Source organism: Streptomyces sp. NPDC096310 (assembly GCF_044763125.1).
Taxonomy (GTDB): Bacteria; Actinomycetota; Actinomycetes; order Streptomycetales; family Streptomycetaceae; genus Streptomyces.
Genome location: NZ_JBIWFO010000001.1, coordinates 343,900 through 368,475, shown reverse-complemented (window position 1 = coordinate 368,475; position 24,576 = coordinate 343,900). Strand labels below are relative to the sequence as shown.

3 protein-coding genes are annotated in these 24,576 nt (G+C 74.9%); all 3 read right to left on the bottom strand.

Annotated features, from left to right (window positions below; all coding sequences use genetic code 11):
* Positions 1–28: 28 nt before the first annotated feature.
* Genes ACIQ7D_RS01345 through ACIQ7D_RS01335 form a run of 3 tightly spaced genes read right to left on the bottom strand, consistent with a single transcriptional unit; the run spans position 29 to position 24,572 of the window.
* Positions 29–3,775, bottom strand: coding sequence for an SDR family NAD(P)-dependent oxidoreductase (locus ACIQ7D_RS01345; RefSeq protein WP_403932133.1), 3,747 nt, complete (start codon positions 3,773–3,775; stop codon positions 29–31).
* Positions 3,772–13,446 (bottom strand): SDR family NAD(P)-dependent oxidoreductase, encoded by a 9,675-nt coding sequence (locus tag ACIQ7D_RS01340; RefSeq protein ID WP_403932130.1) that lies wholly within the window; start codon positions 13,444–13,446, stop codon positions 3,772–3,774. The genes ACIQ7D_RS01345 and ACIQ7D_RS01340 overlap by 4 nt, the downstream gene beginning before the upstream one ends.
* The gene (locus ACIQ7D_RS01335; RefSeq protein WP_403932127.1) at positions 13,443–24,572 is read right to left on the bottom strand and encodes an SDR family NAD(P)-dependent oxidoreductase; all 11,130 of its coding nucleotides are present in this window, start codon (positions 24,570–24,572) and stop codon (positions 13,443–13,445) included. The genes ACIQ7D_RS01340 and ACIQ7D_RS01335 overlap by 4 nt, the downstream gene beginning before the upstream one ends.
* Positions 24,573–24,576 lie beyond the last annotated feature (4 nt).

Here is a 24,576-nt window from a genome sequence, read left to right as displayed (position 1 = left end):
TGCGTGGCTTGCGCGTGTGCGGTGCGGGTCAGTTCCGCGCGGTGAGGACCTTGCAGAAGCTGCGTACCGTCGGGTTCTCGATCAGCACGTCGCCGGGGAATCCGCCGAACCTGGCCCGGACCTGGGCCATCATCCGGACGGCGGCCAGCGAGTGGCCGCCCAGCTCGAAGAAGCTGTCGTTGGCCCCGACTCCGTCCACGCCGAGGATCTCGTTCCAGATCTCGGCGAGCGCGGCCTCCTCGTGGGACGCCGGGGGTTCGTAGGGGACCGGGAGGTCCGGCCGGGGGTAGCGGGTGCGGGGCGGGGCGGGCGCCGTGCGGTCCAGCCGCGTCCACTGGTCGAAGCGGCGCTCCAGGGGGCCCGTGGAGAGGGTGAGCTGGCGGACCCGGCCCGCGACGGAGAGCGCCCGTTCGAAGACCTCGCACCCTTCGGCGGCGTCGAGGAAGTAGTCCTTCATCGTGACGCCGAAGTCGCCGTGCGGGTCCTCGCCCAGGTTCCAGGTGTCCCAGTTGACGGGCAGCCACCGGCCCTCGGGGCCGCCGCCGAGCGTCCGGGCGTACGCGTCCATCGCGGCGTTGGCCGCGGCGTACGGTCCGTACGCGACGCCGCCGAGCACCGCGGCCAGCGAGGACATCGTCATCCTGACCGGCGCCTCGTCCCGGCCGAGCAGGGCGTCCAGCACGCGCAGTCCGGTCACCTTGGAGCGCAGGTGCGTCTCGCAGACCGCCCGGCTCAGCCCGGGGGCGAAGCCGAAGTACTCGCGGCCCTGGGCGCCCGCGGCGTGGACGACCACGTCGACCGGGCCGAAGTGATCCCTGGCCAGGTCCAGCACCTCGGCCATCCGGGCGCGGTCGGCCACGTCCGCGCCGGCCACCAGGACGGACGCGCCGCCCGCCCGCAGTTCCCGTACGGTACGGATCCGGTCCGCGGTCCGGTCCGCGCCGGGGTGATCCGCGAGCCAGGCGTCCCACGCGTCCTCGGGCGGCAGCGGTGTCCGCGCGGTGAGGACCAGGCGGCAGCCGTACGCGGTGGCCAGGTGCGCGGCGAGCGCGGAGCCGACCGTGCCGAGACCGCCGGTGATCAGGACGGTGGCGCCGCGCGGGATCACCGGGCGGCCCGCGGGGACCGGCCCGACCCGTACGGGGGCGAAGGACCGGACCCAGCGGTCGGTGGAGCGCAGCGCCACCGGGTCCGTGGTGGCCCCGTCGGCGGCCTCGGCGAGGAGTTCGCCGGCGAGCGCGTCGAGGGAGCCGCGCGCGCGGGCGCAGCCCTCGGTGTCGATGTCGACGAGCCGGCAGGTGAGGTCGCCGAACTCCTGGTTGATCACGGGTTGCAGCCCGGCCAGGGTGGCCTGTTGGGGTCGGCGCAGATCGCCGCCGGTGGCCTCGACGGCGCCGTCGGTGCAGAGCAGCAGGTCGACCTCGCCGGGCTGGGCGTCCTGGGAGAGGGCGCCGACGAGGGCGAGGACGGAGTAGAAGCCGTACCGCTGGGCCTCGGCGAACGCGGCGTCGCCGTCGTCGTCCCCGGCCGTGGCCCCGGCCCCGGTTCCGGCGGCCTCCAGGCCCAGGGTGTGCAGGACGCCGCGCGGGCGCCCCAGGTCGGCGAGCGCGGCGGCGAAGTCCTCCCGCGAGGCGGGGTCGATGTCGCGCACCCGCAGCCCCGCGATATCGGTCGGCCTGCCGCCGGGCCGGTCCACCGGGCACAACACGACGACCTCGGCCCCGAGGTCCGTGAGCCGGTGGGCGGCGGCGAGCCCGGGGCCGTCCCCGGCCACGACCCACCACGGGCCCTTCTCCCGCAGCCGTCCGGCGTCCGCGCCGCGCAGCAGGGGCACCGGGCGCCACACGGGATGGGAGAACCAGTCGGCCATGTCGGCCAGCCGCCCGCCGGCCTGTTCGGGGGCGGCCCCCGCGGCCGGTCCCGGGCCGTCCTGGGCGGCGGCGAGACCGGGGAAACCGGCCGGGAGGTCCGCCGGGTCGAGGAAGTAGCGCTGCCGCTCGAAGGGGTAGGTGGGCAGCGGGACGCGTCGGCGCGGCCCGTGGTGCAGCGCCGTCCAGTCGATGTCGGCACCGCTCAGCCAGCGTTCGGCGGCCTCGTGCGGATCGGCGGTCCGGTGCGGGGCGCCGCCGGCGGTCACGGGTCCCGCGGTGACCGTCCTTGCCGGGTCCCCGAGGGCCCGTACGGCGTCCTCGGCGCCGTCGCAGACGACGGCCATCCGGTGGGCGAACCCGCTGCGGCTGGCCTGGAGGGTGTACGCCACGTCTGCCAGGAACCGGTCCCGTTCCAGGACCCCGCCGGCCAGGGCCCCGGCGTCCTGAGCCCGGCCGCCGTCCCCGGGCCGCCCCTCCCCCAGGGTGTCGTGCAGATGGCCGCGCAGGCGCCGTACGGCCGTGTCCAGAGCGGCCGGGGTACGGGCGGACAGCACCAGCAACTGCGGGCCCGGCGGGGCCGGTTCGGACGGTCCGGTGGCTCGCTCGGGGGCTTCTTCGAGGACGACATGGACATTGGTGCCTCCCGCTCCGAAGGAGTTGACGCCGGCCCGGCGCGGGTGCGCCGTACGCGGCCAGGGCCGGTCCTCGGTCAGTACGGTGAAGCGGTCACCCGCCGTGGCGAGGGCCGCGTTGGGGGTACGGAAGCCACGGGTGGCCGGCAGGACGCGGTGGTGCAGCGCCAGCGCCGCCTTCATCAGCCCGGCCACCCCGGAGGCCCGGTCCAGATGCCCGATGTCCGGCTTGAGGGTGGACAGCACCCGGGGCTCGGCGGGCACCTGGGGGAACGCCCGGTCCATGGCGGCGAGTTCGATGGAGTCGCCGAGCCGGGTGCCCGTGGCGTGGCACTCGACATAGCCGATGGTGCCAGGGTCGACATCGGCCACGGCCAGCCCGTAACCGATCACCGCGCTCTGCCCGTCGACGCCGGGCGCGGAGTAACCGGCCCGCGCCGCACCGTCGTTGTTGATGGCGCTGCCCAGCAGAACGGCCCAGATGTGGTCGCCGTCCCGGCGGGCGTCCGCGAGCCGTTTCAGCGCCACGACGCCCACGCCGTTGCCCATGACGGTGCCGCCCGCGTCGGCGTCGAGGCTGCGCACCACCCCGTCGGGCGAGGTGATCGAGCCCTCCTCGAACTGGTAGCCCGTCGGCAGCGGGTCGGGGATCGCGGCGCCGCCGGCCAGGGCGACGTCGCAGTCGTAGGTGAGCAGGGACTGCGCCGCCAGGTGCACCGCGACCAGCGAGGTGGAGCAGTTGGTCTGCACGCCCACCACCGGCCCGGTCAGGCCGAGTTTGTAGGCGACCAGCGCGCACAGCGAGTCGGCGGTGGTGCCCATGCCGTACTGCTCCAGGGTGATGGTGGCCATCACCTCGGGGCGGATCAGCACATGGCGCATGCCGTACTGGCTCGGGGCGACGCCGCCGAAGACACCGACCTGGCCCGGTACGGCGTTGGGCCGGTAACCGGCGCTCTCCAGCGCCTCCCAGGCGCACTCCAGGAACATCCGGTGCTGCGGATCGGCCACCTCCGCCTCGCGGGGGCTGTAGCCGAAGAACGCGGCGTCGAACAGCTCGGTGTCCGCGACGGGCGCGCCGCGCCGTACGTACCGGGGGTCGGCCTGCGCGGCGGGCGGCACCCGGGCGGCGGTCAGCTCGTCCTGGGTGATCTCGCGGATCCCTCCCGCGCCCCGGGTGAGGTTCGCCCACAGCGCGTCCGCGCTCGCCGCGCCGGGGAAACGCCCGGCCATTCCGACGATGGCCAGCGCGGACTCGTTGGTGTCACTCATGCCTCTTCCGCCTCCCGGTTCTTGGTACGGCGCAGGCTGCGCCTGCGCCGGTCGCTGCGGGCCTGGTCCTCGGCGGTGGTGTCCGCGGCGCCGTCCCCGGGTGCCCCGGCGGTGCGCGCGGCGAGCAGCCGTGCCAGCCGGGCGACGGTCGGCGCCTCGTAGAGGATGTGCGGCGCGAGTTCGTCGACGGAGAGGCGGCGCCGGATGCGCGCCATCACCTCCATGCCGATGAGGGAGGAGCCGCCGAGGTCGAAGAAGCTGTCGTCGGCGCCGATCTCGTTCAGTCCGAGCAGGTCGCACCAGACGTCGGCGATCGCGCTCTCGACCTCCCCGGAGGGCGGCACGAACTCGGTGACCAGGTCGGGGCGCGGATGGCGGGTGCCCTCCTGGCGCTGGGCGCTCTTGCCGCCGCCGACCAGTTCGATGGTGAAGTGCCGGCTCATCCGCTCCATCTGGGAGAACTCCTGGCTGTTCACCACGACATAGGGCAGGTCCTGGGAGACCGCCCGGAGCAGGGCGCGCCAGCCGGCGTCGAAGCCGATACCGAACTTCTGCCGGTTGGTGCGGAAGAACTCCTGGATCTCCACGTCGTACCCGGCGAGTCCGGCCTCCCAGGCGTTCCACTGCCACTCGCCCCAGCCGATGGTCAGGGTCCGGCGGCCGGCGCCGTCCCGGCCGGCGGGGGCCGCCTCCCCGTAGGCGTCGAGGAAGGCGTTGGCCGCGCTGTAGTCGACCTGTCCCGGGCCGCCGCCGGTCGCGGAGGTGATGGAGGAGAACAGCACGAGGAAGTCGAGCGGTACGCCGTCGAGTGCGTCCGCCAGGGCGAGGGTGCCGCGGATCTTGGGCGCCATCACCTTGCGCATCTCGGCGGTGGTCTTGAACTGCATGAGCCCGATGCCGGGGAGTCCCGCCGCGTGCAGGACACCGTGCAGGGCGCCGAACCGCTCCAGCGCGGTGGTGACGGCCCGTGCGGTGTCGGCGGATTCCGCCACGTCGCCGGTGACGACGGCCACCTCGGCGCCGTACTCCTCCAGTCGGAGCACGCCGGTGAGCCGGCGCCGTACCTCGTCGCTGACCGCCGGGTCGGCGAGCGCGGCCTCCCAGGTGTCGCGGGGCGGCAGCCCGGTCCGGCCGAACAGCACCAGTTTGGCTTGGCAGTCGCGGGCCAGGCGCTCCGCCATGGCGAGGCCGATGCCGCCGAGGCCGCCGGTGACGAGATAGACGCCGCCCTCGCGCAGCGGCTCGGGCACCGGTCGGCCCGCCTCGGCGTCGGCGGGCTGCGGGGTGTGGTCGGGCAGGGTCTCGTAGTCGGGCAGCCAGCGCCGGCCGTGGCGCAGCGCGACGACCGGTTCGCCGTCGCCGTCGCCGAGTTCGGCGGCGATCTGCCCGGCCAGCCGCTCCGCGGTGGCGGGGTGCACGGGGTCGATGTCGATGAGCCGGCAGGAGACCTCCGGGTACTCCAGCGGGATGCCGCGTACGGGGCCGGTGACGGTGGTCAGTTCGGGGCGGATCCGTTCGGCGCCGGTCACCGAGCGGGTGCCGCAGGTGACCACGTCCAGCGACCACTTCTCCGCGCCGACGTCGCCGGCCCCGGTGGCGAGCGCGACGAGCGTGTCGGTGCCGCGCACCAGTGCGGTCTCGACCTCCTCGGCGGAGGGTGTGGCGCCTTCGGACTCGGGGAGGGAGAGCGTCCACAGGTGGACGATCCGCTCGGGCAGTCCGCCGTCGTCCCTGAGCCGGCGCATCAGCTCGCGTATCCGCGGGCCGTCGCCGGGCCGTACCCGGTACGCGCCGGTCTCGTCGGGCCCCTCGAAGCCCTCGGGTCCGGTGGCGGGGCGTACGAGGACGACGCTGCCGCCCGCGTCGGTGAGGCGGCGGACCAGCGGCCCGCTCACCTCGTCGGCGGCGCCGGTGTCGGTGAGGATCAGCCAGCGGCCCAGCGGCAGCCGTCCGCCGCGGGGCGCGGTCTGCCGCCAGACCAGGGCGTGCAGCCACTCCTCCTCGGGGAGCAGGGGCAGCGGGGAGCGCCGTACGTCGTCCAGGTCGGTCACTTCGAGGACGGGCGCGGCGCCGCCGGTGGGCCGGGGCGCGGCCGGCGCGAGCCAGTACTCGGCGCGCTGGAAGGGGTAGGTGGGCAGCGGGATCCGGCGCGGCGCCCGGCCCCGCTGGTAGGCGTTCCAGTCGATGTCGGCGCCGGCGAGCCAGAGGCGGGCCAGGGTCTCGGCGGCCACCAGGTCGTCGGGGCGGGGGTCGGCGGCGGCGGGCAGGGTCGGTACGACCAGCGGCCACCGGTCGCGGGAGCAGTCGGGGTGCACCCGGGCCATGGCGCCGAGGGACTGGCCGGGGCCGATCTCCAGCAGGACCGGGTCGGGGTCGGCGAGGAGATGGGCCAGGCCGTCGGAGAACCGTACGGTCGAGCACATGTGGCGGGCCCAGTAGCCGGGGTCGGCGACCAGGCCGGCCGTGACGGGCTCGCCGGTGACGTTGGACAGGTAGGGCAGTTCGGGTGCCCGGGGCCGCAGGTGGGCGGCGGCCCAGGCGGTGAGTTCGTCGCGTACCGGTTCGAGCATCCGGGTGTGGAAGGCGTGGGTGGTCGCGAGCTTCCGCCCGGGGACGCCGGCCTCGGCGAGGCGGGCGGCGAAGGCGTCGATGACGTCGCACGCCCCGCCGACGACGGTCAGTTCGGGGCCGTTGACGACGGCGATGTCGATGCCCTGGCCGGCGAGGTCGCCGAACCGGGCGCCGAGTTGTGCGGGCGAGAGCGGCAGGGCCAGCATCGCCCCGGCGGGCAGCCGGGCGATGAGCCGGGCGCGGAAGGTGACCAGGCGCAGCGCGTCGGGCAGGGTGAGGACTCCGGCCAGGCAGGCGGCGACGTACTCGCCGAGGCTGTAGCCGAGCATCCTGGTGGGGCGCACGCCCCAGCTCATCAGCAGCCGGGCGAGGGCGTAGTCGGTGACGAAGGCCGCGGGCTGGGCGATCTCGGTCCTGGCCAGCTCCGCCGCTGCCGCTGCCGCCTCGGCGTCGGGGGCGGGGCCCCGGCCGAGCATGGCCGACAGTGCGCCGTCGTCGCCGGCCGGGCGGTCGCGGCCGGTGGTGAGCAGCCGGACGAGGTCGACGCCGTCGCCGAGGGTGTCGCCCAGCAGTGCGGCGCACTCGTCGACGGCGGTACGGAACTCCGGTTCGCGCCGGTAGAGTTCGCCGATCATTCCGGGGTACTGCTCGCCCACTCCGGCGAGCAGGAAGTCCACGGGACGGTCGAGCACGGCGTCGGTGCGGCGCATCATCCCCGCCACCGGTGCGGGCGCCTCCTCGCCCTCGGGGGCCGCGCGCAGGGCGTCGAGGGAGTCCGCGACCAGGATCCTGCGGTGCTCGAACCGTTCGCGCCCGGCCTGGAGGGTGTACGCCACGTCCAGCGGGGCCGCGTCGGTCTCCTCGCGCAGCCGGGCGCACAGCCGGGCGACGGCCTCGTCGGCGGCCTTCTCGCTCCGCGCGGAGACGGGCAGGATCTCGTACCGCCGGTCGGGGCCTTCGCCGTCGCCCCGGCGTACGCGGGACTGCTCGGGCGGCTCCTCCACGACGACATGGACGTTGGTGCCGCCCATGCCGAGGGAGTTGACGCCGGCGATCCGGCGGCGGCCCTCCTCGACCCGCCAGGGGGTGAGCGCGGTGTTGACGAAGAACGGGCTGTCCGGAAAGTCGATCTCGGGGTTGGGCTCCTCGAAGTTGAGGCTCGGCGGGATCTGGCGGTTCTTCAGCGAGAGGACGGTCTTGATCAGTCCGCTGGCCCCGGCGGCCGCGCCGAGATGCCCGATGTTGGTCTTCACCGAGCCGATGGCGCAGTACTGCTTGCGGTCGGTGGCGCCGAACGCCCGGGTGAGCGCGGTGACTTCGATCGGGTCGCCGAGTTCGGTGGCGGTGCCGTGCGCTTCCACGTAACTGACGTCGTCGGGGCCGACACCGGCCGACGCCATCGCGTCGGAGACCACCGTGGCCTGGCCGACGACGCTGGGCGCGGTGTAACCGACCTTCAGGGAACCGTCGTTGTTGACGGCGGAGCCCCGGATGACCGCGTGCACGGTGTCGCCGTCGGCGAGCGCGGCGTCGAGCCGCTTGAGCAGCAGCACTCCGACGCCGTCCCCGAAGAGGGTGCCCTTGGCGCGGGCGTCGAAGGTACGGACGCGGCCGTCGGGCGACTCCATGCCACCGGGGGTGTAGAGATGGCCGACCCGGTCGGGCACATGGATGCCGACACCGCCCGCCATGGCCATCTCGCACTCCCCGGCGCGCAGGCTCTGGCAGGCGAGATGGGTGGCGACCAGGGCGGTGGAGCAGAAGGTCTGCACGGAGAGGCTGGGCCCGGTGAGCCCCAGTTTGTAGGAGACACCGGTGGCGAGCGAGTCCTTGTCGTTGCCGATGACCGTGGAGTAGAGGTCCGCCTCACCGGCCGTGGCCAGGTTCGCGGCCTGGAGCATCAGATACGTACTGAGGTTGGACCCGGCGAACACCCCGACCCGGCCCCGGTCGCGGGCCGCCCCGTAACCGCCGTGTTCCAGCGCCTCCCAGCAGCATTCGAGGAAGAGCCGGTGCTGCGGGTCGGCGAGGGCCGCGTCGCGCGGGCTGTAGCCGAAGAATCCGGCGTCGAAGGTGCGGATGTCGTCGAGGACCGGGCGCGCCGGGACGTAGTCGGGGTCACGGATCTGGTCCAGGGAGAGTCCGGCGGCGACCAGTTCCTCCTCGGAGAACCGGGTGACGGACTCCAGGCCGTGGCTGAGGTTGTGCCAGAAGGCCGCGATGTCGGAGGCCCCGGGGAAGCGGCCGGTCAGTCCGACGACCGCGATGGGGACGGTGCCGGTCTCCGCCGTGCGCGGTGTGTCGCCGCGCGCGGGCTCCCGTACCGCCGCGGCCCGTGGTGCCGGTGCCGGGTGCGGTACGGCGGCGGGGCTTCCGTCGCCGCCGAGGCTGTCGATCCGCTGGATCAGGGCGTGCACGGTGGGCGCCTCGAACAGGGTGATCGGGGAGACCGCGACGCCGAACGCCTGCCGGATACGTTTGACGAGCTGGAGCGCCATCAGCGAGGTGCCGCCGAGGTCGGAGAAGTTGTCGCGGGCGCCGACCCGGTCGATCCCCAGCAGGTCGGCCCAGAGTTCGGCCAGCCTGCGCTGGCGCTCGCCGCTCGGGGGCACGTACTGCTGGGCGAGTTCGGGCCGGGGGAAGCGCTCGCCGGAGGGCCTGGCCGGGGCGGGCGCCGCCGGGGCGGCGGGCCGCTCCACCCACTGGACGAGCCGGGCGGGAAGGTCCCCGGCGCAGACGAGGGTACGCGGCCGGGGCCGGGCCAGTACCCGGTCGACGGCGTCCAGTGCCTGGCGCTCGGTCAGCGAGTACTGCACGAGGGAGGCGCCGAACGACTGACCGCCGAGGCCGGCCGCGGTGGACGGCCAGGTGTCCCAGTTGACGGCGAGCCAGCGGGTGGCGTCCGTGCGGTGGCGGTCGACGACGGCGTCCAGGAAGGAGTTGGCGGCGGTGTAGCCGGCGAAGCCGATCCCGCCGAGCACGGCGGACATCGAGGAGAACAGCAGGCAGAACGCGGCGGGCACGTCCTGGAGCACCCGTTCCAGTGCCAGCGCGCCACCGGTCTTGGCGTGGAAGTGCGCGTCGCGCTGCTCGGGGGCGAGCCCGGAGATCGGGCTCAGGCTCTCGGCGTCGGTGACGGCGGCGAGATGGATCACGCCGTGCAGCGCGCCGTGGCGGGCCACGACGGAGGAGACGACCTCGCGCAGCGCGTCGTCGTCGGTGACGTCGGCGGCGACCGCCTCCACGGAGAGGCCCTGCTCCGCGAGGCGCAGCAGCACGGTGACGCGGGTGCGCAGGGCGGGTTCGGCCGTGTCGTCGGCGGCGATACGGTCCCACTCCTCGCGCGGCGGGAGGCCGCGCCGCCCGGTGAGCACAAGCTTCGCGCCGTACGTACGCCCGAGGTGTTCGGCGAGGAGCAGGCCCACGGGGCCGAGTCCGCCGGTGATCAGGCAGACGTCGCCGGGCCGGGGCGTCACCGCGCCGTCCCGGGGGTCGGAGGTTCCGTCCTCCACCGGTGCGGGGGCGGGTTCCGGGGCCGGTACGTGGTCGAGGGCCAGCCGGGTCCCGGCGCGCAGGGCGGCCACCCGGCCCTGGCCGTCGCCCGCCAGCTCGCGGTGGAGGGCCGCCGCCACGGCCTGCGGGGAGTCGGCCGCGTCCGCCTCGGCGCCGAGCGTCACGTCCAGGGTGCGGACGTCGAGGGCGGGGTACTCCTGCGGGGCGACCAGGCAGGGGCCGAAGACGGTGGCGCGTTCGGGGACCACCGGCGGGTCGTCGGCGCGGACGGCGCGCGCCGACTCGGTCGCCACCAGCAGGGAGACCGGTCCCGCGGGCGTGGCGTCGCCGAGTGTGGCGGTGAGCGCGCGCAGGCTGTCGAAGCCCCGTTCGCGGGCGTGGCGGCCGGTGGTGTCCTGGTCGAGTCCCCAGAGGTGGAGGACGGTGCGTGGCGCTCCGGCGCTCTCCAACAGGGCCTGGTAGTCGTCCTGTTCGGCAGGGCGTACGGTCCGGCCCGTGGCCGGGGCGGGGGCGCCGTCCGGGCGTACGAGCACGGTCTCGCGGCCGTCGGCCGTGAGCCGGGCGGCGAGCGCGTCGGCGACGCCGCGATCGTCGGCGAAGATCCAGACAGGGCCTTCGGCCGGGGCGGGCGCCGCCGGGGCGGCGGGCAGCGGGCGCTCGGTCCAGCGCGGGACGAACAGCCCCTGGGCGGCGTGCGGGTCCACCGCGTCGGTCGGCGCGGTCACAGGGGACGCCACGACGGGCTCCGCGATGGCGGGCCGGGGTGCGGGGGTGGCCGCGTCGATCCAGTAACGCTCGTGCTGGAAGGGGTAGTCGGGCACGGAGACCTTACGGGGGTTCCTGCCGTCGTGGTACGCCTGCCAGTCGATGTCGACGCCCGCCAGCCACATCCGCGCGAGCGAGCCGGCCAGCACCTCGCCGTCGCTCGACGGATCGGCCTGGGCGGGCAGTGTCGGGAGCAGCAGCGGCCAGCGCTCCGGCGGGCAGTCGGGGTGGTTGCGGGCCATCGCGCCGAGGGACTGGCCCGGGCCCAGCTCCAGCAGGATGTCGTCGCCCTGGGCGAAGGTGTGGGTGAGCATGTCCGAGAACCGCACGGTGCGGCACATGTGTTCGGCCCAGTAGCCGGGGTCGCGGAGCTGCTGCTCGGTGACGGGCGCGCCGGTCACGTTGGAGAGGTACGGGATCCTCGGGGCCCGCGGCTTCAGCTCGGAGCGGGCCCACGCGGTGAGGGCGGGCGCGACCGGCCGGAGCGTCGCGGAGTGGAAGGCGTGCGTCGTACGCAGGCCGCGGCTGGGTACGTCGGCGGCGGCGAGCCGGTCGGAGATCTCGGCCACGGCGTCGACGGGCCCGGAGAGCACGGTGAAGCCGGGCCCGTTGACCGCCGCGACATCCACCCCGGTGCCGGCCAACGGGCCGATGCGGCCGGTGAGTTCGGCGACGGAGAGCGGTACGGCCGTCATGGCGCCTGCGGGCAGCTCCGCGATGAGCTGGGCGCGGTGGGCGGTCAGCGCGGTCGCCTCGGGCAGGGTGAGCGCGCCGGCCAGGCAGGCGGCGGCGAACTCCCCGACGCTGTACCCGAGCAGCAGCCGGGGCTGGACGCCCCAGGACATCAGGAGCGTGCCGAGCGCGTAGTCGGCGGCGAACATCGCGGGCTGGACGATCTCGGTGGCGACCGGCTCGTCGGAGTCCCGCGCCGCCGTGTCCGTACGGCCGAGGAGCCCTGCCAGGTCGGGGGCGCCGGAGCGCCGCTGGGCGAGGAAGGTCTCCACGGGGTTGACGCCGAGCCGGTCGCGGAAGAGGTCGGCGCAGGCGTCGATCGCCGTACGGAAGACGGGTTCCGAGCGGTAGAGGCCGCCGACCATCCCCTGGTAGTGCTCGCCGACCCCGGCGAGCAGGAAGCCGGCCGGCCTGCGGGTGACGGCGTCGTGGCGGGCGAGGACACGGTGGTCGGCGTCCTCGCCGAGGGCGCGCAGCGCGTCGGCGACGGCGCCCCCGTCCGTACCGGCGGCGCCGGAGGAGGTGACCAGCGCGCGGCGGTGGTCGAAGACGGCCCGGCCGGTCTGAAGGGTGTAGGCGACATCGGTGACGCCCCGCGCCCCGGTGGCCTCCGGCTCCCAGGCGCGGCCCTCGCCCTGGTCGGCGAGGAGGGCGCGCAGCCGCCCGGTCGTCTCGTCGGCCGCGTCCGCCGTCCGCGCGGACCACACCAGTACCTGGTGGTCGCGCGGGGCGGGGCGGGGGTCCCGCGTGGGCGCGGCGGTCTCCTCCAGGACGACATGGGCGTTGGTGCCGCCCATGCCGAAGGCGCTGACACCGGCGCGGCGGGGCCGTTCGCCCCGGGGCCAGGGCCGCAGGTCGGTCACGACCTCCAGGCGGCCCGCCGAGCGGGCGAGCTGAGGGTTGGGCCGGTCGAAGTGGAGGGTGGGCGGGATCTCCTCGTGGTGCAGGGCGAGTGCGGTCTTCATCAGTCCGGTGACCCCGGCGGCCCGGTCGAGATGGCCGAGGTTGGTCTTGACCGAGCCGATGGCGCAGCGGGTGACCCCGTCGACGTCGAAGACGCGCTGGAGGGCGGCGATCTCGATGGCGTCCCCGAGGCCGGTGCCGGTGCCGTGGGCCTCCACGTAGTCGATGTCGGGCGCGGTCAGCCCGGCGCTGGCCAGGGCCTCCGCCATCACACCGGACTGGCCCCGTACGCCGGGAGCGGTGAATCCGGCCCGGTTGGCGCCGTCGTTGGTGACCGCCCAGCCCCGGATGACCGCGTAGACGCGGTCCCCGTCGGCGAGCGCGTCCGCCAGCCTGCGCAGGGCGACGACCCCGACACCGCTGCCGACCGGGGTGCCCTGGGCGGCGGCGTCGAAGGCCCGGCAGCGACCGTCCGGGGAGGACATCCCGGCTTCCTGGTAGAGGTAGCCCACCCGGTGGGGCACGAGGACGGAGACCCCGCCGGCCAGCATCATGTCGGCCTCGCCGCTGACCAGCGCGGAGCAGGCGAGCGACACGGCGACCAGCGAGGTGGAGCAGTAGCTCTGGACGCTGTAGCAGGGCCCGGTGAGGTCGAAGGCGTACGCCGCCCGGGTGGCCAGGGAGTCCTTGTCGTTGCCGAGACCGATCTGCACCTCGCCGACGGACTCGGCGAGGTCGGGCCGGGTGGACAGGTTGTTCATCATGTACCAGCTGATGCCGGTCCCGGCGACCACACCGATCGATCCGGCGAAGCGCGCCGGGTCGGCGCCCGCGTCCTCCAGCGTGTGCCAGGCGGTCTCCAGGAACAGCCGCTGCTGCGGGTCGAGGAGCTGGGCCTCCTTGGGGGTGTGGCCGAAGAAGCCCGCGTCGAACAGGTCGATGCCGTCGAGCACCGATCCGGCGCGTACGTACGACGGGTCGGCGAGCAGCTCCTCGGACACGCCCTCGGCCCGCAGCTCCTCCTCGGTGAAGCGGGTGATGGTGTCCTTGCCCGCCCGGATGTTGTGCCACAGTTGCCGGACGCCGTCGGCGCCGGGGAACCGTCCCGCCATGCCGACCAGGGCGATGTCCGTGCCCTCGGCGCCGCTCTGCGGGTCGTCCTCGCTCGTCTGCCAGCTCAACGTCACTTGCCTGTCCTCCTGCGCTTGATGGTCGAGGCACCGGCCTGGGCCCTGCGCCGCTGTCCACGTGCCGCACTGCCGTCCTCCCGGCCCGGTGCGGGGGTTGCGGGCACGTCGGCGTCGCCGCCCGCGCCACCCGCACCGGAGCCGGCCGTACCGGAGCCGGCCGTACCGGAGCCACCGGCGCCGAGGCTGTCGAGCAGCTCCGCGAGCTGGGCGACGGTGGGGTGTTCGAACAGGCTCGCCGCGGCCAGCTCGACCCCGAACTCGGCGGCAAGCCGGTTCACCAGGGCCAGCCCCACGAGCGAGGTGCCGCCCAGCTCGAAGAAGGGGTCGTGCACGCCGACCCGCTCCATACCGAGCAGTTCGCCCCAGGTGTCGGCGACCCGGCGTTCGGTGTCATCGCGCGGGGCGATGTACGAGACCCGCAGGTCGGGCCGGGGATAGCGGCGTTCGGGCGCGGTCGCCCCCGCACCCGTGCCCGGTCCGGTGCCGGTCCCCGCCAGCGCGTCCGGGTCGGAGAGCATCCGCATGGCGTCGACGAGGTCGTCGAGCGGCTGGTTGAGCGCGTAGAGATGGGACGGTCCCGCAGCGATGATCCGGCCGAGCGCCGCGGTCCCCTCCTCGTCGGTGAAGCCGTACTCCTCCCGGATCCGGCGGGCGCGGTCCCGCAGGGCGGGGGCCGCCGCGTACGCCTTGGTCTGCCACCTGTCGTGCTGCCACGCCCCCCAGCCGACGGAGACGACACGGCCTGCCACCGCGCCCGCCCCGTCCTCGGCCGCGGCGAAGGCGTCGAGGAAGGCGTTGGCCGCGCCGTAGTCGCCCTCGCCGTGTCCGCCGACCGCGGTGACGGTGGAGGAGTACAGCACGAGCAGTTCGGGCGGCGCCTCGCGCAGCGCGTCGGCGACGGCGAGCGTTCCGGCGATCTTGGGGGCCAGTACGGCGGCGGCCTGCTCCTTGGTCTTGTACTGGAGCAGCCCCTCGCCCGGTACGCCCGCGGTGTGGATCACTCCGTACACCTCGCCGAAGTGGGCTCGTACGGTACGGAACGCCTCGGCGGCCTCGTCGGGCCTGCTGATGTCCGCCGGGACGGGCAGCACCTCGGCGCCGGCCGCGCGGAGCTGCCTGATCGCGAGGAGGACGGCGCTGATCCGGTCGTCGGCGCGGTGGCTGCTGATCCACCAGTCCCACAGGTCGGGTTCGGGCAGTTCGGTCCTGCCGATCAGGGCGAGCCTGGCGCCCATCGGGGCGAGCCTGCGGGCGAGCGCCATGCCGAGGCCGCCGAGGCCGCCGGTGATCGCGTACACACCGTCGGGCCGCCAGACCTGGTCGTCGGAGACGGCGGGCAGCCCCACCTCTTCGAGGCCGGGGAGCCAGCGGCGTCCTCGCCGCCAGGCGCTCGGGGAGGAGTCGGAGCCGGTGGCGGCGGGGGCGGTGGCGGGGGTCGTCAGCAGGCCGAACTCGCGCAGGAGTTGGCCGGCCGCCCGGTCCGGCCCGGCCTCCGGGTCGAGGTCGACGCAGCGGGTGCGGATCCGCGGGTACTCCACGCCGATGGAGCGGGCGAGGCCGACGACCGGCGCGGAGAGCGGACGCACCCGCTCGCCGCCGAGGACGTCGAAGGTCCCGGAGAGCGCGACGACGAGTTCGACGTCCCGGCCCGGCAGGACCCGGCCGATCGCCTGGACCAGCCACAGCACGCTGTAGAAGCCGTGGTCCAGGGCGTGTTCGAGCCCGGCCGCCGGGTCGGGGTGGTGGCCGAAGGCGTGCACGATACGGAGCGGACCGGCCGCGGCGGCGGAACTGTGGCTGCCGTTCGTGCCGTTGGTGGTGTGAGTGCCGTCGGTAGTGTTCGAGCCGTTGGCGTTCTTGGGGCCGGGTGCCGGGGGCGGGTTCAGCTCCGTCAGCAGCCGCTCGTAGTCCTCCGGGCTCCGGGGGTCGATCGTCACGCCTCCCCCGGTCCGCAGATATCCGTCGCCCGCCTCGGCGAACACCACCTCGTCCCCGGCCGCCTCGGCCTGTTCGGCCACCTGGCGGCCGAGTCCGGCCCGGTCGGCCAGGACCAGTACGGTCGCGGGCTCGGTCGGCCCGGGCGCGGTCGGCAGGGCGTCCTGTCGGCGCCAGGCCGAGGCGAGGAAGCGGGTGCCCCGGGCGTCCGCGGCGGGAGCGTCGCCGTTCGCGGTGACGGATCCGGCCGTGGCGGCGGGCCGCGCGGCGGGCATCGGCCAGTAGCGGGCGCGCTGGAACCGGTAACCCGGCAGCCGCAGGAGTTCCCGCCGGACGGTGCGGCCCGCGCCCCAGTCGACGGTGACGCCCAGCTCCCACAGCCGGCCGATCCCCGCCAGCCATGTCCCGCGGTCGACGGCGCCGCCGGGCGCGGGCAGCAGCCGTACGGTCACCGGGGGGACGGGGGCCTCGGCGGCGTCCGTGACCGGGGCCCCCTCCGGGGAGGCTGTCGCGTCCAGGGTGCCGCCCCAGCCCGCCTCCACCAGCACGGTGGCGTAACGCGCCAGACCCTGCGCGCTGTCGGCGTCCGCGACGGGGCGGCCGGGCAACGCGGCCCAGTAGGCGGGGTCGGCGCACTCCTCCGGGGTGAGCGGGCGGCCCGTCGCGGCGGAGAACAGACCGGCGCGGGGCTCGTAGAGCGTCACCGACGCGGCGCGGCCCGGGTCCAGAGCCAGGCTCATCGCGTCGGGCAGCGCGAACACCCCGGCCGCGCAGGCCGCCACGTACGCGCCGACGCCGTGGCCCAGGAGGACGGCGGGCCGTACGCCGTACGCCTCCAGCAGCGCGACGAGCGCGTACTGCACGGTGAAGGCCGACAGTACGGCGGCGTCCGCCGTCCCGCCGTCCCCCACCGGCCCGGGGTGGGTGTCGCGCAGGCCGCCCAGGTCGGTGCCGAACCGCTCGGCGGCCAGCTCGGCGCACGCGTCGACCGCCGCGCGGAACGCCGGTTCCGTACCGTACAGCCCGCCCGTGGCCCCGGACGGCGCCTCGTCGGCGGGCAGCAGCAGACCGATGCGGTGCTTGCGGGCCGGGGAGACGGTGCCGTCGGCGCCGGCCGGGTCGCGCAGCCGCTCGATCGCGTCGGGGAGGTCCCGGCAGAGCAGCGCCCTGCGGACCGGGAAGGCCGTGCGTCCGGTCTGGGTGGTGAACGCCACGTCCGCCAGGTCGAGCCCGGGCTCCCGCTCCAGATGGGCGGCGAGGGCGGCGGCGGCCTCGCGCAGACTCGCGGCGTTGGTCGCGGAGAGGGTGACGAGCCGGCGCGGCTCGGTCGCCGCGGGCTCGTCGGCCGGTTCCTCGTGCTGTGGCGCCGGCGGGGCCTCCTCGACCACCAGATGGATGTTGGTGCCGGACCAGCCGAAGGAGCTGACCCCGGCGCGCCGCGGGGCGCCGGGCGCGGCCGGGAACGGCTGCCGGGACTGCGCCGGGCGCACGGGGCCGTCGAGGGACACGTCCGCGTTGGGCCGCTCCAGGTGCAGGTTGGCGGGGAGTTCGCCGCTGCGCAGGGCGAGCACCGACTTGATCAGGCCGGCCATTCCCGCGGTCGTCAGCAGATGCCCCACATGGGTCTTGACCGCGCCGATCAGCAGCGGATGGTCCACCCGGCGGTCGCCGAAGACCTCCTGGAGGGCGCCGAACTCGATGGCGTCGCCCAGGCTCGTACCGGAGCCGTGTGCCTCGACGAAGCCGATGTCGTCGGGCTGCAGGCCCGCGTCGGAGAGCGCGGCGCGCACCACGGCCGCCTGGGCGGGCCTGCTGGGGGCGGTCAGCCCGTTGCTCCGACCGTCCTGGGTCATGGCGGATCCCCGGATGACGGCGTGGGCGGGGCGGTGCTCCGCCTCGGCGTCCTCGGCGCGCTGGAGGACGATGGCGGCGCTGCCCTCGCCCGCGACGAAGCCGTCGGCGGCCTCGTCGAAGGTTTTGCACCGGCCGTCCGCCGCGAGCATGCTCATCTTGCACGCCTGGACGAGGGCGCTCGGGTCGATGAGCGCGGAGGCGGCGGCGATGATCGCCAGGTCGCACTCGCCGCGCCGCAGACTCTGCACGGCGAGATGCGTGGCGGTGAGCGCGGAGGAGCAGGCGGTGTCCACGGTCATGCTCGGGCCGCGCAGGTCCAGGTGGTACGCGATCCGGCCGGCGGCGGCGCTGGAGGACAGTCCGAGGAAGAAGCTCGGGTCGTCGAAGCAGGCCAGACCCTCCGTCTCCACCTGCCGCCGCGAGTACTGGCTGGAGTCGCTCAGCCCGAGGAAGACCCCGGTCCTGCTGCCGCGCAGCCGCTCCGCCGGGATCCCGGCGTCCTCCATGGCGGTCCACACCATCTCCAGGAGGAGCCGGTGCTGGGGGTCGAGCCGGTACGCCTCCTGCGGGGTGCAGCCGAAGAACTCGGCGTCCCAGTCGGCGAGATCGGGGACGAAGGACGCCTTCCTGGTGTAGGCCTTGCCCGGTACGCCCTTGCGGGGGTGGTAGTAGGCGTCCATGTCCCAGCGGTCCGGGGGCACTTCGGAGGCGGCGTCGACGCCGTCGAGCAGGTTCTGCCAGAACAGCTCCGGGTCGGCGGCGCCGCCGGGGAAGCGGCAGCCCATGCCCACGATCGCGATGGGCCCGTCGGACGCGGCCGGGGCGGCGGGCAGCGCCCGGCCTCCGGCGGGCAGCGCCACGACGCCGGCCGGGTGCGCGGATCCCGGCCGGTGCCCGACGGGTCCGGTCGGCTCGGCGGACTCCGGCGGCGCCGTCAACTCGGCCAGACCGTCGACCAGTTCGTTCTGGAGGTGGTGGGCGAGAGCGAGCGGGGTGGGGTGGTCGAAGGTGAGTGTGGCGGGCAGCCGCAGTCCGGTGGACCGGGAGAGCCGGTTGCGCAGCTCGACGGCGGTCAGGGAGTCGAAGCCGAGCGCCGTGAACTCCTTGCTCACATCGAGGACGACGGAGGGCGCGTGCCCGAGCACCGTGGAGACCTGACGGGCCACCAGGTCCACCAGATGGCGGTCCTGCTCGGCGGCGGACAGGGCGGCGAGCCTGCGGCGCAGCCCCTGCGCGCCGTCGTCGCCGTCCCGCTCGGCGCCGCCGAGCGCGGTGCGCCGGCCGGCGGCCGAGGCGGGCGCCAGGGCGCTGAGCAGCGGGGGCAGCGGGCCGGAGCGGGCGAGCCGGGCGAGGTCGAGTTTCACCGGCACGGTCAGCGGCAGGTTGTGCGCGAGCGCGGCGTCGAACAGGGCCAGCCCCTCGTCGGGGCTCATCGGCGCCACACCGCCGCGCGCGAACCGCTCCCGGTCGGCCTGGCCGAGTCCGCTGGTCTGGCCCTTGCCCTGGCCCCACCAGCCCCAGGCCAGCGAGGCGCCGGGCAGCCCGGCGGCCCTGCGCCCGGCCATCAGGGCGTCGACGGCCGCGTTGGCCGCCGCGTAATTGCCCTGCCCAGGGCTGCCGAGCACACCGGCCGCCGAGGAGAACACCGCGAAGAGGCTCAGGTCCGCGCCGCGGGTCAGCTCGTCGAAGTGGTGTACGGCGTCCACCTTCGGGGCGAAGGCCCGCCGTATCCGCTCGGGGTCGAGGGCGGGGATCACCCCGTCGTCCAGGGTGGCGGCGCAGTGCACCACGCCGGTCAGCGGGCGCTCGGCCGGGATCTCGGCCAGCAGCTCCGCCACGGCCTGACGGTTCGTCACATCACAGGCCACCACGTCGACCTCGGCACCGAGGGCCTCCAGCCCGGCTCGCAACTCCGCAGCCCCTTCGGCCTGTTCGCCGCTCCGGCTGGCGAGGACCACGCGCCGTACGCCGTACCGCGACACGAGGTGGCGGGCGACGAGCCCGCCCAGGTCGCCGGTCCCGCCGGTCACGACGACCGAACCGGCCGGGTCGGGGGCGCGGTCCACCGTGAGGACGATCTTCCCGGTGTGCCGGGCCTGGGCCATGAGGCGGAACGCCTCGGGCGCCTGCCGTACGTCGAAGAGGGTGGTGGGCAGCGGGGACAGCACCCCGCGCTCGAACAGCTCCATCACCTCGGCGAGCATCTCGGCGACCCGGTCGAGGCCGGCGTCCAGACCGTCGTACGCCTGGTAGGCGATGTCGGTACGGACGGCGGCCACCTGCTCGGGGTCGCGGATGTCGGTCTTGCCCATCTCCAGGAACCGTCCGCCCGGGGCGAGCAGCCGCAGCGAGGCGTCCACGTACTCCGCGGCGAGGGAGTTGAGCACCATGTCCACGCCCCGGCCGCCGGTCGCGGCGCGGAACGTCTCCTCGAAGTCCAGCGTCCGGGAGTTCGCGATCCGGTCCGGGGAGATCCCCAGCCCTTCCACGGTGGGCCACTTGGGCGGGCTGGCGGTGGCGAACACCTCGGCGCCGATGTGGCGGGCGAGCTGGATCGCGGCCATGCCCACGCCGCCGGAGGCGGCGTGCACGAGCAGGGTCTCCCCCGCCCGCAGCCGGGCCAGCCGGTTCAGCCCGTAGTAGGCGGTCAGGAAGACCACGGGGACCGTCGCGGCCTGCGCGAACGACCAGGTGTCGGGGATCCGCACCCAGCCGCGCCGGTCGCTCACCACCACCGTGGCGAAGGAGCCGAGCGCGAGCCCGGCGACCCGGTCGCCGGGCGCCAGATCCGTGACCTCGGCTCCGACATCGAGCACCGCACCGGCGGCCTCGGTGCCCAGCAGGCCCACATCGCCGCCGATCATGCCCAACCCGGCGACAACGTCACGGAAGTTGAGCCCCGCGGCCCGGACGGCGACCCGGATCTGGCCGGGGGCCAGTTCCCGCCGGACGTCGTCGGCGGGGAGCCATTCCATGTTCTCGGCCGATCCGGCGGCCCGCATGCCGATCCGTACCGCGTCGAAGGTGTCGCTGTGTCCGTCGGCCGGTTCCGGTGAGGCGAGCACCGGTTCCGGTGCGGCGAGCCGCTGGGGCGCGAGGGGCAGCGGGACCCCGGCTCCGCCGGTCGCCATCCGCATGAGACGTGGGGCACGTAACCCGTCGGCGCGCAGGGCTAGTTGGGGCTCCCCGGTGGCCAGCGCACCGGCCAGCAGGGGTACGGTCGGTTCGCTGCCCGGGGCGAGGTCCAGGAGGGTGATCCGGCCGGGGTTCTCCGCCTGCGCGGACCGGACCAGGCCCCACACCGCGGCGGCCCCGGCGTCGACGGGTTCGCCGGGGGCCACATCGGCGCCACCCGAGGTCACCACGACGAGCCGGGAGTCGGCGCACGTCTCGTCGGCCAGCCACCGCTGAAGGGTGTCCAGGGCCTGGCAGGTCACCGACCGTATCGAGTCGGCGTCGGGTACGGAACCGGCGCGGGCCTCGTGGGGGGCCGACCACACGACCACGGTGGGCGGCGCCTCCTCGACGGATCCGGCGGCTTCGGCGGACGTGGTCAGCGAGCGGCAGGGCGGCAGGCCCAGACCATGGGGGTCCTCGCCCACCACCGTCCAGTTCTCGTCCGGGGAGACGGCGACCGGTTCGGCGTCGAGCGGCGCCCAGTCCAGCCGGAACAGATCGTCCGTGCGGACCGGGGGCGCCAACCCGCCCTCCGGCAGCGGCCGCAGGGTCAGCGAGTCCACCGTGAGCACCGGGCCGCCGGCCTCGTCGGTGACATCCAGCCGCATCGCGCCCGGCTCGGCGGCGGTGATCCTGACCCGTACCCGGGACGCGCCCACCGCGTGCAGCCGCACCCCCGACCACACGAAGGGCATCCACGGCACCCCGGACTCGATGCCCGGCACGGCGCCGCTGAGCACCACCGCGTGCAGTACGGCGTCGAGCAGGGCCGGGTGCATACCGAACCCGTCGATCTCCGCACGGCCCTCCTCGGCCAGCCCGACCTCCGAGAACGTCTCGTCGCCCCGGCGCCACACCGACTCCAGGCCGCGGAAGACCGGGCCGTACTCCAGACCACGGGCCGCGAACTCCTCGTACACCTCGCCCACCGGTACGGGTTCGGCGCCCGCCGGCGGCCAGGCCGCCGGCTCCCCGGCGGCGGGCCGGGGGGCTTCCCCGGCGCTCGCCAGACTGCCGGTGGCATGGCGGACCCAGGCGGCCGTGCCCTCCTCGGCCCGTGCGTGGACCGTGACGGCACGCCGGCCGGAGCCGTCGGCCTCGTCCACCACGATCCGCACCACCGCGGCGCCGGTCGCGGTCAGCACGAGCGGTACCTGGATGACCAGTTCGTCCAGGTCGGGGCAGCCGGCCTCGTCACCGGCCCGGATCGCCATCTCCACCAGCGCCGCCCCGGGCACCACCACCTCACCCAGCACCCGGTGCCCGGCCAGCCAGGGCTGGTCCCGCACGGAGAGCCGGCCGCTCACCACCACACCACCGGAGTCCGGCAGTTCGACCACGGCGCCCAGCAGGCAGTGGCCGCCCGTCGCGGTCAGACCGTATGTGCCGACATCGCCGGCGGTCTCCGTGCCGGTCATCCAGAAGCGCTCGCGCTGGAAGGCGTACGTCGGCAGCGCGACCGGCCGCAGACCGCGCCCGGCGAACACCGACCCCCAGTCCACCCGCACCCCGCACACCGACAGATGTCCCGCCGACAACAGGAAGCGGTCCAGGCCGCCCTCGCCCCGGCGCAGTGTGCCTCCGGCGACCGCACCCGAACCGGTCGCCGCCGCGATGTCCTCCACACTGGCGATGATCACCGGATGTGGGCTGACCTCGACGAACGTGTCGAAGCCCCGCTCCATCAACGACCGCACCACCGGCTCGAACCGCACCGGCTCCCGCAGGTTCCGGTACCAGTACCCCGCGTCCAGCTCACCACCGTCGACCAGCTCACCCGTCACCGTCGAGAAGAACGGCACCCCGCCGGAACGCGGCACGACCGACGCCAACACATCCCGTACCTCGTCCTCCAGGAACTCGACATGGGCGGAGTGGGAGGGTACGGAGGACGCGATCTCGCGGGCTCGTACCGACTCCGTCCCGCAGAGCGCCAGCAGTTCGTCCAGGGCCTCCGTGTCGCCCGCGATCACCACGGCGGAGGGGCCGTTGACGGCCGCCACGGTCAGCCGGCCGCCCCAGCGCGCGATCCTCTTCTCCGCCTCCGCGTGCGGCAGGGCGAGCGACACCAGCGCGCCGCGGCCCACGAGCCGCAGGAGCAGCCGGCTGCGCAGGGCGACGATCCGCGCCGCGTCCTGAAGGGAGAGCGCGCCCGCGACACAGGCCGCGACGATCTCGCCCTGGGAGTGGCCCACCACCACCTCTGGCTCCACCCCCATCGAGCGCCAGAGCGCCGCCAGGGACACCATCACCGAGAACAACACCGGCTGTACGACATCGAGTTCGCTGAGGTCAGGGGCGTCCTCGCCGCCGCACAGGGCGTCCCGTACCGACCAGCCCACCAGGGGCAGCAGCGCCTCCTCGCACTCCAGCAGCCGGTCCCGGAAGACCTCGGAGGACTCCATCAGTTCCAGTGCCATGCCCTCCCACTGGGAGCCCTGGCCGGGGAAGACGAACACGACCCGGCCGCCGTCGGCCACCAGCGGGGACCCCTCGGCGCTCACCACACCGGTGGCCGGCGCGCCCTGTCCCACCGCGGCCAGGCCCGACAGCAACGCGTCCCGGTCGGTGCCCACCACCACCGCACGGTGATCGAGCCGGGCGCGCCCGATCGCCAGCGCCAGACCCACCTCACCCGGCCCCAGCTCAGGCCGCTCCCGTACATACCGCTCCAAGCGCCCCGCCTGCGCCCGCAAGCCCGCTGCCGTGGCTCCCGACACCACCCACAGCACCACGCCCGGGTCCCCGGCCGTCACCTGCGGCTCGGGGGCCACCGGGGCCTGCTCCACCACCACATGCGCGTTGGTCCCGCTCACACCGAACGACGACACCGCCGCACGCCGCGGCCGGTCCACCACCGGCCACGCCCGCTCCTCGGTCAGCAGGGAGACCGCGCCCGCCGACCAGTCGACGTGGGTGGAGGGCGTGTCGACATGGAGGGTGCGCGGGACGATGCCGTGGCGCATCGCCTGCACCATCTTGATGACGCCCGCGACCCCGGCCGCCGCCTGCGTGTGACCGATGTTCGACTTCACCGAGCCGAGCCACAGCGGCCGGTCCGCCGGGCGGTCCTGCCCGTACGTGGCCAGCAGGGCCTGTGCCTCGATCGGATCGCCCAGTGTGGTGCCCGTACCGTGTGCCTCGACCACATCGACATCGGCCGCCGACAGTCGCGCGTTGGCCAGCGCCTGGCGGATCACCCGCTGCTGGGAAGGGCCGTTGGGCGCGGTCAGCCCGTTCGAGGCACCGTCCTGGTTCACCGCGCTGCCCCGGATCACGGCCAGTACCTCATGCCCGTTGCGCTCCGCGTCGGACAGCCGCTCCAGCAGGACCAGCCCCACACCCTCCGAGAAGTTCGTCCCGTCGGCGGAGTCGGCGAAGGATTTGCACCGGCCGTCACGGGCCAGACCGCGCTGCCGGCTGAAGTCCACGAACATGCCCGGGGTGGCCATGACGGAGGCGCCCCCGGCGAGCGCCATCGAGCACTCCCCCGCACGCAGCGACTGGCACGCGAGGTGCATCGCCACCAGCGAGGACGAGCACGCCGTGTCGATCGTCACGGCCGGGCCCTCAAGGCCGAAGACATAGGAGATACGGCCCGAGGCCACGCCACCGGCGGTGCCCGTGCCCTGGTAACCGTCCATGGCTTCCAGGGCCGCGCCGGACCAGGAGCCGTAGTCGTGCTGGATGACCCCGGCGAACACACCGGTGCGGCTGCCGCGGATCGACTCCGGTGCTATTCCGGCCCGTTCGAAGGTCTCCCACGCGGATTCGAGCAGCAGCCGCTGCTGGGGGTCCATCGACTGGGCCTCGCGGGGGTTGATCCCGAAGAGGCCGGCGTCGAACTCGTCCGCGTCGTAGAGAAATCCGCCGGTGAGCGAGTAGGTCTTGCCCGCCGCGTCGGGGTCGGGGTCGTACAGCCCCTCGACGTCCCATCCGCGGTTCTCGGGGAACGGGGCGATGGCGTCCCGCCCCTCGGCCACCAGTCGCCACAGGTCGTCCGGGGAGTCCACCCCGTCCGGGAAACGGCACGCCATTCCGACGATCGCGATCGGCTCCGCGTTCTTCTCGTCCTGGTCGCGCAGTTGGAGCCGGGCGTTCTGGAGTTCCCCGCTCACCCGGGCGAGATAATCGCGGAGTTTGGCGTTCTCATCCATCGGA

Bases quoted from the DNA above. Each gene is read 5' to 3' on its own strand.
- ACIQ7D_RS01335 (WP_403932127.1), bottom strand. From the start codon at position 24,572: ATGGATGAGAACGCCAAACTCCGCGATTATCTCGCCCGGGTGAGCGGG.
- ACIQ7D_RS01345 (WP_403932133.1), bottom strand. From the start codon at position 3,775: ATGAGTGACACCAACGAGTCCGCGCTGGCCATCGTCGGAATGGCCGGG.